This is a genomic window from Pseudofrankia sp. DC12 (genome assembly GCF_000966285.1).
Lineage (GTDB): Bacteria > Actinomycetota > Actinomycetes > Frankiales > Frankiaceae > Pseudofrankia.
In genome coordinates this window covers 3,218,534-3,232,153 of the sequence record NZ_KQ031391.1, presented here as the reverse complement: position 1 = coordinate 3,232,153, position 13,620 = coordinate 3,218,534, and the positions used below count along the sequence as shown (strand labels likewise).

6 protein-coding genes are annotated in these 13,620 nt (G+C 70.0%); 4 read left to right on the top strand and 2 right to left on the bottom strand.

Annotated elements, in window-relative coordinates:
- The first annotated feature begins 19 nt into the window (after window positions 1-19).
- Window positions 20-1,360 carry a hypothetical protein gene (locus FRADC12_RS12780; protein WP_157488834.1) on the top strand — a complete coding sequence of 447 codons (1,341 nt, stop codon included), beginning with the start codon at window positions 20-22 and terminating at the stop codon, window positions 1,358-1,360.
- A gap of 134 nt (window positions 1,361-1,494) precedes the next feature.
- Here the strand turns inward: FRADC12_RS12780 and FRADC12_RS12775 are convergent, their stop codons facing one another.
- Window positions 1,495-4,122: a hypothetical protein gene (locus FRADC12_RS12775; protein WP_157488833.1), complete on the bottom strand. Its 2,628-nt coding sequence runs from the start codon at window positions 4,120-4,122 to the stop codon at window positions 1,495-1,497.
- Between the two features lie 1,325 nt (window positions 4,123-5,447).
- Window positions 5,448-6,776 (bottom strand): glycoside hydrolase family 16 protein, encoded by a 1,329-nt coding sequence (locus FRADC12_RS32225; protein ID WP_232303759.1) that lies wholly within the window; start codon window positions 6,774-6,776, stop codon window positions 5,448-5,450.
- 701 nt (window positions 6,777-7,477) lie between these two features.
- On the opposite strand from FRADC12_RS32225, the gene FRADC12_RS12765 reads away from it, so the two are divergent.
- From FRADC12_RS12765 to FRADC12_RS12750, 3 genes are all read left to right on the top strand, one after another.
- Window positions 7,478-8,884 carry a family 16 glycosylhydrolase gene (locus tag FRADC12_RS12765; protein ID WP_084010661.1) on the top strand — a complete coding sequence of 469 codons (1,407 nt, stop codon included), beginning with the start codon at window positions 7,478-7,480 and terminating at the stop codon, window positions 8,882-8,884.
- A gap of 516 nt (window positions 8,885-9,400) precedes the next feature.
- On the top strand, window positions 9,401-12,214 hold the full coding sequence (locus FRADC12_RS31230; protein ID WP_157488832.1) for a glycosyltransferase: 2,814 nt from the start codon (window positions 9,401-9,403) through the stop codon (window positions 12,212-12,214).
- Complete coding sequence (locus FRADC12_RS12750) at window positions 12,211-13,608, top strand: lipopolysaccharide biosynthesis protein (protein WP_045876808.1); 1,398 nt, start codon at window positions 12,211-12,213, stop codon at window positions 13,606-13,608. Before FRADC12_RS31230 ends, FRADC12_RS12750 begins: the two co-directional genes overlap by 4 nt.
- Window positions 13,609-13,620: the final 12 nt, after the last annotated feature.

Here is a 13,620-nt window from a genome sequence, read left to right as displayed (position 1 = left end):
CGAAAGGCGAGGGGGACCAGTGTCAACGGCGAAGGGCAAACTGATCGCCCGGCCTGGCGAGGCGCGGCGTATTCCGATATCCGGCCGCGATCTGATCTGCCTCCACATGCGGACCGTCGCCTACCTGGGCCCGATTGAGGCCCCGTCGCCGGATCAGGTCCGGGGCGCGTTGGGCCGGCTGGCCGGGCTCTGTCCGGGGCATCGGATCCTCTGGCGGGTCGACCGGGTGGCGCCGCGCTGGGTGACGGTTCCTGCCGCCGACCTGGGCCGACACTGCGACAGCATGGTCATCGACATGACCGACCTGAGCGCCGTGCCCACCACGGCCGACGCCCCAGCCGTGACGCCGGAGACGATCGTCGCGCGGCTCTACAACTGGCCGGTCACGGAGCTTCCCTTTCAGATCGCGGTCGGCACGGATTTCTGCGCGCTGCTGGTCGACCACGCTTGTATTGACGGCCTGAGCATCAACGAGATCTGGCCGGAACTCATCAGGTGTGCGATCACCGGCGAGCAGCCTGTGGCGATCGCGAAACCGTCGATTCGGTTCCCGCTGGTACGTGCCCTGGACAACTACTTCCGCCGGAAGCCGAAGCGGGTGCTCGAGACCCTGCGGCTTCCGGCCCCCGCTCCCCCCGCCGAGACCGCGCAGCCCGGTCCGCTGGTGCCCTGGCACCAGGAGTTCGGCGTGGTCAGCGTCCGGTTCGGCAAGGACGTCCTCGCCGAGATCCGGGCCTGGCGGCTGGCGAACGCCAAGGGCATCACCAGGACGATGGTGCTGTTCGCCGCGGCCCGGGCCGCCCTCGAGACGTCCGGCCTGCCGCCGGTGCGCCCGGGGGTCAACATCAGCGTCGACATGCGCAAGTTCCTTCCCCAGGGCGCCGTCCTGTACGGCAACTTCGCGCCCTCGATCTACGTCTGCCCGGCCGACGGCTGCGACCCGGCGCAGCTGAACGCGGTCATCGACGAGGTCATGTCGGTCGCTCGGCCGCTGGCCACGATGGCACTGGTCGCCTCGACCGCGAAGCGGCGCTTCAAGCGCACCGCCCAACCGCCGACGCTCGCCGAGGCCACCGCGCGCCCGGCGCTGTCGCTCATCCACTGTGGCCGGCTGAAGGCATTCGAGAAGCTGCCGTGGACGGGCAGCCCGGCCGACCGCCGCTACCTGATCGGCAGCACCCCGGGAGATCCGGACGGGATCTCGATCTTCATCTCGGAGATCCACGGCGGCGTCGACGTCACGGCGACCTTCAACGCCACCACCTTCGACCCGGCGGTCGTGCAGGGAGCGTTGGAAATCCTCGCGACCGAGCCGACGCGCGCCCTGGACGCCCGACGTCAGGTCCCGAGCCGAAGCTGACACACGCGGCGCCCGGCGACGCGGGCGTTCCGGTCTCGCCGGAGTGGCTCCGCTCTGCCGGGCGCCGTTGGTCTTCCTGGCCGCGGCTCGCCGAGAGCCGCGGGTGCCACTCCTGACGAGTGGCACCCGCGGGTTTACGGCGTCGGGGTCTGGTAGCGAGACGGCTCGAACTTGAACAGCACGGTGCCGTCCTCGTCTCTCGCGATGGACCAGTACGGCGCGGCCGCGAACGCGTCGCGCAGAGCGGCGAACTCGGTGGGCGTCTCGACGCCGTAGTCGTAGCCGTACTCCGAGGAGACCGGCGACCAGATCGCGTACAGACGAGCCTGGGAGGCGGGCTCCTGCGAGTAGTCGATCAGGCGCGCGGTGAGAATCCGCATCCGGGTCGACGGCGGCAGCGCGACGTTGGCGGCCTGCGCGTACTGCAGGTCGTCGATCTTGAGTGGCCGGTGGGAGTTCGTTCTCGTGGGAATCGAGGCGGGCAGGTCGCCAGCCCCCAGCTGCAGCACGTAGTAGGCGTTCGCTGGCGAGGTGCTGTACCCCACCGTCTGGAAGTACCTGAGGGTGTTGAGGTCCGACCACCGGACGACGTTGATGTCGTCGAGCCCGTACGCCCCGACCAGGAACGTGGTGGTCATTGTCGCCGTCACCGCGAGCAGCGGGAGGCGGGGCAGCAGAACTCGCCTGCTCGTGAACATCCGCGCGGCGAGGACCGACAGCCAGGGCAGCGCGAACAGGATCGCCCTGAAGATGCCTTCGTTGCCGTACGGATTGACCGCGACCACCGCCAGGCCTACCACCGGGCAGCACGCCTGCGCCCAGACAGCGCCGGCGCGCCTGTTGCGCAGCACCGCGATCCCGCCGATCAGCCCCATGAGCGCGAGGCCCAGCATCAGCGCGTGGACGGTCTCGCCGACGATCGGCTGGCGGACCAGCCCGACCGCGCCGTCGGTCTTGGGCGGCTGGAAGTTCTGCGAGGCCCCGATGTCGTGCAGGTTGATGAATCCGCTGACCTCGTTCCAGTGCAGGAGCGCCCACGCTATGGCCGGGCCCAGCACCGTCAACGGTGTCCACCACGGGCGGACCTGGCGGAAGACGACGAGGATCACCATAGCCCCGCCGACGATGTACGGGCTGAGCTGGTGGGTGACCGAGATGAGCAGGCCGGCGCTCACCAACAGGACGGTCCGGTTTGTGGATCGCCGTTTCGAGAGCGCGAGGCCAAAGGCTATGAGGCCGATCACGTAGCCGACGGACTGCGGCGAGAAATAGTCCGCGCCGATGGTGTCGGCCAGGACACCCAGGATGACCGCGATCCAGCTCTGGTAGGCCGTCGGCAGCACCTTGCCGGCGAAGTAACGCAGCGCGAAGACCTTGAAGACGCCCACCAGCGGCGTCCAGAACGTCGCCAGCCCCATCGGCTCGCGGATGCCCGCGATGTCACACAGCCAGGCCATGGCCGCGAAGAAGCCGGCCCAGCCGTTGTAGACCAGCACCAGTGCGTCGAGGTGGTGCACGTGCCGGATCTGTTGCACGAGGTCGACATGCTTGGTCGCCGACGGCTGCCGCGGAGCGTCGTACATCAGCGCCGGCGTGAACGAAATCACGAAGAGGAGCAGCAGAACCGTGACGGCCAGGGCACGCTCGTCGCCCCGCGGCGCGATGACGATGCCAATGACGATGAGGGCCAGCCCGAGATACCAGACTGGCCCGACGTGAGTCAGAAATCCGTACACACCGGGATTGACGATGTGGCGGTGGCCCAGCGCGGCCATCAGGCAGAGCACCGCACCCGGGCCGGCGCAGTAAAGGGCCGGGAACTGGCGGAGGCCGAGTGAGGCCACGACGCCGTTCCACGCCCCCATCGGGACCGGGGTGAGATCAGCGACCAGCCGCGCGCCGCGTCGCTCGACGAAGGCCCGGCGGAAGCCAATCCAGTGGAGCGGGACGCAGACGAGCGACACCAGCGTGAAGGCGAGCGCTGGATGCCAGCGTTGGGCCGCCAGCATGAGCGTCCCGACGAAGGTCAGCACGGAGAAGCTGACCAGCGTCATCATCGCCAGGCGGGTGGGCAGCCGCATTCTCGTGTCGAGCGCCCAGGGCGCCGTGCCAATGCCGACGAAGCAGAACACGAGCATCGCCGCGACCCGCACCGGCGTAAGGCCGGCCGCGACCGCCAGAACCCCGAGCACGAACGACAGCAGCGTCACGCCGGACAGCACGAGACGCACGTTGACCGTCGCCGAGGCGTTCTCCCGGTCCGCTGGCTCGTGGCCGGACGCCCACAGCACCTTGACGAGAGCGTCGACGATCCGCTGGCGCCGGCCGGCAGGTTGGGCCGGTTCCGGGTCGGCGAGAGGCGACTTGAGTAGCGGTCGAAGACCGGTCAGGTATTCGGGCAGCAGATGAGACCCGGTGGTCGCGGAGGTTCCCGCGTCGGGCGGCGCCGCGGGCGCCCCGACGGGCGTCGGCGGCTTCGTCGCGCCAGGCGCCGCGGGCCTCGGGGTGATGCGTGCTGTGGGCCTCGGGTCAGTGGGCGCTGTGGGCCTCGGGCCGGCGGAGGCGGCGGGCTTTGTGCCGGCGGGTGCCGTCGTCTTCGGGCCGGCCGAGGCCGTCGTCTTCGGGTCGGCCGGTGTCGTTGGCTTCGGTTCGACGGCGATCGCCGGGTGCGCGCCGCCGGTCGACCGGGGCGCCTCCTTGGCCTTCTCGACGCCCGGGGCCGGTGGCGTCGCCCGGCTGGGTACGGACTGCTCATCCGCCACGGCCTCCGCCGGCCGCCGGCCGCTGGTTGACGCGGGCTGTTCCGGGTGGGGCTCTTTCGGGGGGTCCTCGACCACCGCCGCTGACGCCTCGGCCGCCACCTTCCGCTGGTCGGACCCCGTCCGACCGGGACCCGCGGCCGGACGCCTGACGCGGGTGGTCTGCTCGGCCGAGGCCGGTGACTTCGGGGCCGGCGGGCGCTTGTCGCGATCAAGAAGTGCCGGGGGGATCTCGACGCGCACGGTTGACTCGGCGTCCAGGGCTGGCAGGGGCGGTGCCGAGACGTCGTCGCCCGGGGCGTCGCCCGGGCCCGGTGCCGGCGGCGCGTCCGGCGACGCGGTGCCGTCAGCCCGGCGCTCCGTACCAGTGCGCTGGGCGGAATCGTCACCGCGTGCGTCGACTTCCGGGGACCCCATATTGACCACTCTGCCCTGCCCTCTCAGCTGTCGAGGTAGGGGGCGTGCGCCGTCCGGCTGAGCGGGCTCGGCGGGCCGTTGTGTCCCCTCCACAACCAGACCCTGTGTAGCCCTTCGCTCACTCCGCCGCAAGGTGCGGATCGCTCCGCGCATCCGGCCCGGCTAGCGGTCGCCACAGTGGAAGCCGCTGGTAGGCGACCTCACAGCGGGCCACGCCGCTGCGTCGCGTTCAGCGTCATTCAGTAAGCGCCATAGATCGGCATTGCTTACCAATGTGAAGGCGTCACACGGCGCTGGCCTGGCACCGGATCCAGCCAGTCCTTGTTACAGCCGCGACACATCCGGCCACTGTCCCCGTAAACTTGGCCGCGGCGGACGCAGACGCCACCAAGCGCGGACCTCGGCAAGCACGGATCCCAGCTAGTGCGGATTCCACCTAGTGCAGATCCCAGCTAGTACAGATCCCACCTAGTGCAGTGCGAATCGATGCCCCCTACATCGCGCAGACTTTATCACGCCCGTGTGGGCCCTCTGTGGGCCTGCCGAGAAAATCAGGCGGCCCGGCAGAGGTGGGTCTTCCGGCGTAATCACGCGGTCTACTGGCCGGCCAAGGTATTGGTGCGCTGTTGAGCGCTTGGCCGGTGGGATTGGCTTCCTGTTCGTGAAAGTGGCATTGGTAACGCCCCCGGAGGGGCAGCGGCTTCGTCCGTCGTCATGTTCGGCCACGGGTGCCGGAAGACCTGCCCTGTGTTGTCTCGATCAGGCGACGCGGCCGGATCGGCGATCGATCGGAGGCGTGGCGCACCCGAGAACCGAAATGACCGTGGGCGGCCACCCGCGTCGCGCGGATGGCCGCCCACGGAGGGGTCCGCGGCCCTGGTCCCTGCGCCGGGACCAGGAAACGCGCCCGGCTACGGCTTGGCCGAGTAGACCCGGACGTAGTCGACGTCCATGGTCTGGACGTCCGGACCGCTGGTGCTCGTGATCGCCAGGTTGAGCAGCAGGTAGTTCTCCTGGTCCCAGAGCCAGACAGGCACCGAGCTGCGGCTGATGGTGTGGATCAGCTTGCCGTCGAAGTAGTACTGCAGCGCGCTGCTCGTCCAGTTGAGGCCGTAGGTGTGGAAGGCATCGCCCACGTTGCTCGACGAGGCGTACGTCCCGGCCCCGCCCCACCCGGACTGCCAGGACTTTCCGGCCGTGTCCACCCCGTGGATGTTGGTGTGCACGGAGGCCGGCACGTTCGAGGTGACCTCGACGATGTCGATTTCACCACTGCGCGGCCAGCCGACGGACGGATAGTTCGCACCAAGTGTCCAGAATGCGGGGAATGCGCCGGGTGCCGTCGGCATCTTCGCCCGGACCTCGAAATATCCGTACTTGAAAGTGCGCTTGTTCACGCCTTCCAGCCGCCCGGAGGTGTAGGGCATCCCGTCGCACCCGGCCTCACGCCGCGAGGTGAGGACCAGATCCCCCTGGCCATCCATCGCCACGTTGCTGCTCTTCGGGGTGTAGCACTCCAGCTCGCCGTGGTGCGAACCGCTGACCGCGGTCCAGTCCGCCTTGTTCACCCCGGTGCCGGCCGCCCCATTGAACTCGTCCGCCCACTGGAGCGCCGCGCCGTTCGCGGGCGCCGGAGCGGTGGTGGCCGGCGCGGCCGTGACGCCCGGGGCGGTGCGAACCACGGCCGGAGTGGACTGGCCAGGCTGCGGAAGGCCCGCCGGCGACGTCGCGACCGAGCTGGGCAGCACGGTGCTGGTAGGCCCGGGCACCGGGGAGGTGGTCGAGTCGTCTGGCGTCGTCGCCGGTTCGGTGGGTAGCGCGGTAGCGGTCCCCGCGACCGTCTGGCCCCCGCCGTGCTGGTGCCTGCACGGCGGCCCCGCGTTCGAGGCGCAGTGGAACCAAGCCACGTAGGAGCCGTGAATTCTGCGTCGAGCGACCGGTGCGCCGTCGGGATCGTTGGCGTGCAGGACGAACCCGTAGTCACCCACGTTCGTCGCGACGATGGGCACCTTGGAATCGGACCCGCCGTCCTGCGCCCATGCTTCGACGGTGAGCTGGTCTGGTGTCGCATTCAGGCCCGGGGTCACGGCGCACGAGCCGTCGGTCGAGGTGATGCAGGTGAAGTCGCCCACAAGAGAGGCGTACGCCGGCATGGGACTCGCCGAGAGGTCACCGGTTCGGCTCAGCCCGATGCCCACCCCCAGCGCGACTACAGCCAGAACGCCGACCGAAGTGAACATTCTTCGGCGGACTGGTCGGCGACCGGGTGGACGGGATGCGGATGACGTCGGAAGGTCATGCGACGTTGGTCGCCGGCTCGAGTGTCTGCCTGTAGTCGTGGTCATGGCGGGGGAGAGTCCCTCCCGAGGTAGAGATATTTAGGGACGGCCGGCGTGGGTTCCGCCGCCCGTCCGCCCTCCGGCCCACACCTGTTGGCTTTTCTGCGTGACGCCGACCACCAGGTACGGGACAGCTGCACACGCGGCACATATTCCGCCCATGCCTGGCCATATTACGAGGACCGGTGTTCACCGCTCCAGAGGGTCCACTCGTTGTTGATCTGGCGCGTAACCGGTGTGTCGAGCCCTGCGGTAACAACGGACGGTCAGGCGCACTGCAATCTCGTGCCATCGATCGAACCATCGGCAAATGGACGGGCAACGCTCACACGCTCCCGGGCACTGGCGGGGGTTGGGGCCGACGCCGGCACCCCGGGTTCGCTGAGCGCCGTCCGCTGCTTGCGTCTCGGGGAGTCAAAAACATCTGGCGCGCCCACGTCGCGATTCAAGATCATGAGAAGAATTCATTACAGTGACGTTTCCGGTGCGCGGCGGGCTGGCAAAGATCTGGCCGTAGGATCTCATGGTAAAGAACTGAATAGTTCTCTGGATGGTTCACGTCTCGCGGCCCTCCGGGTAGAATAGCACCCCGGGGGGATGTCGTGATTGAGCGGATTTTGAAACATCCACACAGACGGGCTGGCGAACGGGACAATCTTCGTCTGGCGGTGGGCCGGGCTCGCTCTCCTGGACGCGCTGGCGGCCGGCGCGCCGCTGGCGGAGCGCATATCCGGGCCGTCGCTCTGGCACTCGCGGCGGCCGGGGTGCTGGCCGGCTGCGGGCTCTCACATTCCGGGCCGTCGACGCCCCGGCCGAGTGGCCCGTCCGAAAGGTGGGTCGCCGGCTCCGTCGGGATTACGGACAGTCGAGGCACCTTCTGGCAGCCGGATGTTTCCGTGGCCCGCGGCGGCCAGGTCGCCACTGCCGGTTCGGGCGCCGCCGGCACGGGCAATCCCGCCCTGTACCGCAAGGCGCGCGTCGACGGCAGCGGCTATGAGCTTCCGGTGGTCAAGCCGGGCACGTACGCCGTGGTGCTCCATCTGTTGGCGCCCAGGGACGCCGGGGTCGGACAGAACATGTTCGACGTCACCGTCGGCGGCCAGACCGTGGTCTCGGCGCTCGACGTCGCGGCGCGGGTGGGTGCTGGCCATGCCCTGGCCGTTCTCGTGCCTGTGACGGTCACCGGTGAGGTCGTCGACCTGGGCTTTCGCCCGCGCCGCGGCGAGGTGAGCGTGAGCGCGGTCAGCGTGACCCTTGACAGTGCCGCGACGATTCGCGGCACCTTCACCGACGACTTCGCCGGCCCGGCCGGCGCCACGGTGGATTCCCGGTGGACGTTCGAGACCGGTGGCGGCGGCTGGGGCAACAATGAGCTGGGGGTCTACACGTCCAGCAACAAGAACGTGGCGCTCGACGGCGCCGGAAACCTGGTCATCACGGCCAGGCGGGAAGACATCCGCGACGCGGATGGGAAAACCGGCCATTACACCTCGGGCCGGCTGACCACCAAGAATTCCCTCGACCTCCAGTACGGGCATGTCGAGACCAGGCTCGTGCTGCCGACCGGCGGTGGGCTGCTGCCCGCCTTCTGGGCGGTGGGCAGCAATGTCGACAGCGTCGGGTGGCCCGTCAGTGGCGAGATCGACATTCTTGAGCTGCCGGCGCCGAACGGATCGATTTACGCCTCGGTCCACGGCCCGGCGCAGGGTGACGCGGCCTACGCCCGCGTGGCGGGAATCCACCGGCTGCCGGCGGCGACGGTGGCTGGTTTTCATACGTACTCGATGGACTGGTACCCGGGAATTCTTCAGTTCTCCGTCGACGGAACAGTCTATGGTTCGGTGAGTGTCGACGACATGCCCCCGGGCCAGACGTGGGCGTTTGATCACCCCTTTTATCTGATCTTCAACCTCGCGGTCGGCGGTAACTGGCCGGGATCACCGCCCGCCGGCACCCGGTTTCCGCAGAAGATGGTCATCGACTACGTCCAGGTCACAGGTCACAACTAGCGTGACCCCTCGCGCCCTGGCCGGAGATGATCGTGTCCTGCCCGCCCCGCGCTGGTTGATGTGCGACGTCGCGCCGGCCTTACCCTGGCCCTGCGCCTCACTGTCCGTCACAGACGGCGCCCGAGGGTCACCGGGTGTGGTTACGGCCCGGTAATTTCTATGTCGCTCGTCGTCCTTTCACCGGATGCGCGGCCGGCCGCGCCGTCGCCGGTAGTAAAATCCCAGCGTCTGAGTCTCCGTAGTGCTGGCCCTTGGACAAAGGTCCTCGAGGCGTCAGCGGGCCGCACGGTACCTGCGCCCGCGCAGCACTTCATGGACGGTCTACGTTCTTGCGCATTGTAACTCGCTGTAACATGACAACAGTTACCAGGGGGGACTGTTGATCGACGCAAGTCGCCCTGCGCCGCCAAGCAACGCCGTGATGCGACGAGATCGCACGTTGGTGGTGCCATTCAGCAGGACCAGAGCCGTGGGCTCGCTCACTCGGCGCGCCGGTCATCACGTAGAGAGAAGCGCATGACCAGACCGACGTTGGATGGTTCCGAGCAGGCGGAGGCCGTACCCGGCGGCGCGGCCGACACGGTCCGGCCGGAGTCCACCTGGTGCGGCGAGGTCGAGCTCTCCGCACCCAGCCTGCCGGCGCTGCCACGCACCGCGGACGGCAGGCTCTGCGAGGACGCCCGCGTCCTGGTCCGGCTCCACGGCGACCCGGTCGGCTACGTCCAGCTTCCGCTCGCCGAGGGCCGGCTCGACGCCGACGCCGCGTTGCGGCAGGCCGTGGACCAGTTCGGCCCGAGCATCCGGCGGCACCTCGCGGCCGAAGGGCTGCCGGAGACCGAGCTGGTGCCCGCGCCCGCCGCTACGGCGCGCTGCTCGCTCGCGACCCCGCGCGCGCCGCGCCGGCGCTCGGCGGCGGCCGCGCCGGTCCAGCCGGTCGCGACCGTCGTCGTCTGCACCCGCGACCGTCCGCAGACGTTGCTCGCCTGCCTGGATCGGCTTCGGCGCCTGCGGCACCCGAACATCGAGATCGTCATCGTCGACAACGCACCGTCCGACGAGGCGACCAAGCTCGCTTTCGCCTCCGCCGTCGGGGACCTGGCCCACTTCCGTTACGTGCGGGAGGAGCGGCCGGGGCTGTCGTGGGCGCGGAACAGGGGCGTCGCCGAGGCGCGCGGCGAGATCATCGCCTTCACCGATGACGACGTCACCGTCGACGAGGGGTGGATCGCGGGCATCCTGCGTGGCTTCGCGCAGGGCGACGACATCGGCTGCGTGACCGGACTGGTGGCGACCGCGTCGCTGACCGAGGTGGCGGAACGCTACTTCGACTCGCGGCTCAACTGGTCCGCGAGCTGCGCCGCCCGCCGTTACGACCTCGTGGAGCACCGGGTCCCGAGCCCCGTGTACCCCTACTCGGCCGGCATCTTCGGCGCCGGCGCCAACATCGCGTTCCGCCGGGAGACGCTGGCCACCGTCGGCGAGTTCGACACCGCGCTGGGCGCGGGAACGGCGGCGGCGGGCGGCGAGGACCTCGACATCTTCCTGCGCGTGCTTCTCGCGGGCTATGCCATCTACTACGAGCCGGCCTCGCTCGTCTGGCATACCCACCGCAGCAGCGTGGACGAGCTGAACCGCCAGATGTACGCGTACGGCAGCGGGATGGCGGCCTACCTGACCAAGCACCTCACCGATCTGACCACGGCGCGCGGCCTGATGGCCCGGGTCCCGCGTGGGCTGTGGGAAATGCGCAAGATCAGCACGGACAGCCAGGGCGCCGCCGGCAGCGACGACGCGCTCCAGCGCCGGCTGCTCGCCTGGGAGCTCGCCGGCTACGCCGCGGGCCCCGCGCTCTACGCCAGATCCCGTCGGCGTTCGGCGGGGCTGGGTGGCAGCCGGCCAGCCACGACGGTCGTCGCCCTGAGCTCGTCTGCCGCTGCCGCTGCCGCTGCCGCGCCGGCCGACCCGACCGCGGCGGATGACGGGGCAACGCCGAGTTCCGACGGCCCGACTGGGCTGGTCTGCGGCGAGCTGGAGCTGGCCGGGCCGATGGTCCGGCTGCCAGCCGGGGAGCACGACGGTGACTACGGCCGGGCCCGGCTGCTGGTCCGGGTCCACGGTGAACCGATCGGCTACGTCGAGCTGCCCCTCGCGGCGGACGCCGACGGGCCCGCCGGCGTCGACGTCCAGACGGCCGTGTCCCTCGCGGTGGAGACCCTCGGAGGGCGAATCCGCCAGCACCTGGCCGACGACGGGGTGACGCTGCCGGCCGGTCCCGATCCCGGCGTCGTCGTCAAGGCCGTCCGGTCGGGCGCCCCGAGCCGCCCGTGCCGGCGGCTGCCCGGGGCGACCCCGCGGATCACCATCGTCGTCTGCACCCGCAACCGGCCACGGCTGCTGACCGCCTGCCTCGACGGGCTACGCACCCTGCGGTACGACAACTTCGAGGTCGTGGTCGTGGACAACGCGCCGACCGACGACGGCACCAAGGCGGCATTCGACGCCGCGGTCGGCACCGACGACCGCTTCCGGTACGTGGTGGAGCCGGTGCCCGGCCTGTCCAGCGCGCGCAACAAGGGCCTCGCGGAGGCCGGCGGCGAGATCATCGCCTACACCGACGACGACGTGCGGGTCGACGCCGACTGGCTGTTGGGGCTCGCCCGCGGCTTCGCCCGGCGGGACGACGTCGCCTGCGTCACGGGACTGGTCGGCTCGGCCGACCTGGCGACCGACATCGAGCAGTACTTCGATGCCAAGGTCTCCTGGTCGACCAGCTGCACGCCCCGCGTCTACGACATGGACCCGGCGAACGCGCCCGGCCCGCTGCATCCGTTCACGGCGGGCGTCTTCGGGACCGGTGCCAACCTGGCGCTGCGGACCGAGACCGTACGGGCGCTCGGCGGCTTCGACACCGCGCTCGGCGCCGGCACCAGGACCCGGGGCGGTGAGGACCTGGACATCTTCGTCCGGATCCTGCTCGACGGCCACGCCCTCGCCTACGAGCCGGCCGCACTCGTCTGGCACAGCCATCGCTCCGACCTGGCCGAGCTGAGCCGGCAGATGTTCGGCTACGGCTCCGGGCTCACCGCGTACATCGTGAAGTACCTGGTGGACCCGGCCACCCGCCGGCGCGTCGTCGCCGGCATCCCCGGCGGCGTGCGGCACGCCAGGCAGCTGGGCAGCCGTACCAAGGAGATTCCCGCGGCGCCGAAGCCCGAGGTCATGCGTCGGTTGCGGGCCAGAGAAATGGCCGGGATGCTCGCCGGGCCTGGGCTGTACCTACAGGCACGGCGACGAAGCGCACGGGCGTCCGCACGAGGAGCGCAGCGATGACCAGCGTCACGGACGAGACGGCGGCGGTTGTCGGAGCGGAGCAGCCGCGTCGCAAGATGAGCATGCTCTACCGCAACGGTCTCGCCGGTGTCGTCAACAGCGTGCTGTCGGCGCTGTTGGGAGCGGGTTTCTGGGTCATCGCCGCCCGTGAGTCGAGCACGGCCGCGGTCGGTGTCGGGACGGCCCTCGTCTCGGCATTGATGGCGCTCGCCACGCTGAGCCAGATGAGCCTCGGAGGAGCCCTCTCCGCCTACCTCCCGGGCGCGGGCGAGCACCAGCGGGCTCTGGTCCTGCGCTCGTATGGCATGGCCGTGCTCATCAGCGTCGTGCTCGGCGGGGCCTTCGCCGTCGCGGCGCCGCGCCTCGATCATTCGTTCCACATTCTGGCGCCGGTCGGCGCGGCGATCGGCTTCACCGCCTCGGTCACGGTCTGGGCGATCTTCTCCCTGCAGGACCTGGTGGTCACCTCGCTGCGCAAGGCGATCTGGCTGCCGCTGGAGAACACCACCTACAGCCTGACCAAGTTCGTGGTGCTGGTCGCGATGGGCACCGGCACGACCGCGCTGATGCTGCTGACCGCCTGGGTGGTCCCGGCGGCCATCGCGACGGTCGTCGTCTCCTCAATCGTGTTCGGCAAGCTGCTGAACAAGCGGGAGCCGGGCGCCGAGCCAGCCGTCCTGACACAGGCGCCGCAGCTGCAGGGCTACCGGCGTTTCCTGGCCGGTACCACGCTGGCGCTCATCTTCGAGCAGCTGGCGGTGACCCTGCTGCCGGTGTTCATCGTCGCCGGCCTCGGCACGGAGAAAGGCGCCGAGTTCGGCATCGCCTGGATGCTCATCCAGGCGCTCGACCAGTTCCCGATGATTCTCGGGTTCTCGATGACCGTCGAGGGCGCGCAGCCCGGCGCCGACGTGCGACCGATCCACCGGACCCTGCGCAAGCGCACCCTGGCCGGCATGGGTGCCCTGGTGGTCGTCGGGATCCTGGTGGCTCCCATCATCACCACGATCTTCGGCGGCGCCTACCGGCACGGCTCGACGACCGTTCTCCAGCTGCTCCTGCTCGGCTCCCTGGGCCGGGCGGTGAACAGCCTCGCACTGTGCGCCGCGCTGGCCCGGCGCCGGCTGGCCCCGCTGATCGGGATTCACGGCGCCATCGCGTTGATGGTCCCGATCGGCGCCCTGGTCCTCGGGCGCTGGTGGGGCCTGGTCGGCGTCGGCATCGCCTGGTCGGTCGCGCAGACCGTGGTCGCGCTCGGCGTCCTCGTCGCGGAACGCCGCGAGGAGGACGCCGAGCGGGTCCACACGCCGCCCGGGCTGCGCCGCCCGGCGGCGATCGAGGCGGACATCGAGACGACCATGCGCCTCACGCCGATCCAGCGGCCGCCGCGGTAGCGCTCGCCCTGT

What these genes read in the sequence shown, in the direction of transcription:
- FRADC12_RS32225 (WP_232303759.1), bottom strand. Translation starts at nt 6,776, where the DNA reads ATGTTCACTTCGGTCGGCGTTCTGGCTGTAGTCGCGCTGGGGGTGGGC.
- FRADC12_RS31230 (WP_157488832.1), top strand. Translation starts at nt 9,401, where the DNA reads ATGACCAGACCGACGTTGGATGGTTCCGAGCAGGCGGAGGCCGTACCC.
- FRADC12_RS12750 (WP_045876808.1), top strand. Translation starts at nt 12,211, where the DNA reads ATGACCAGCGTCACGGACGAGACGGCGGCGGTTGTCGGAGCGGAGCAG.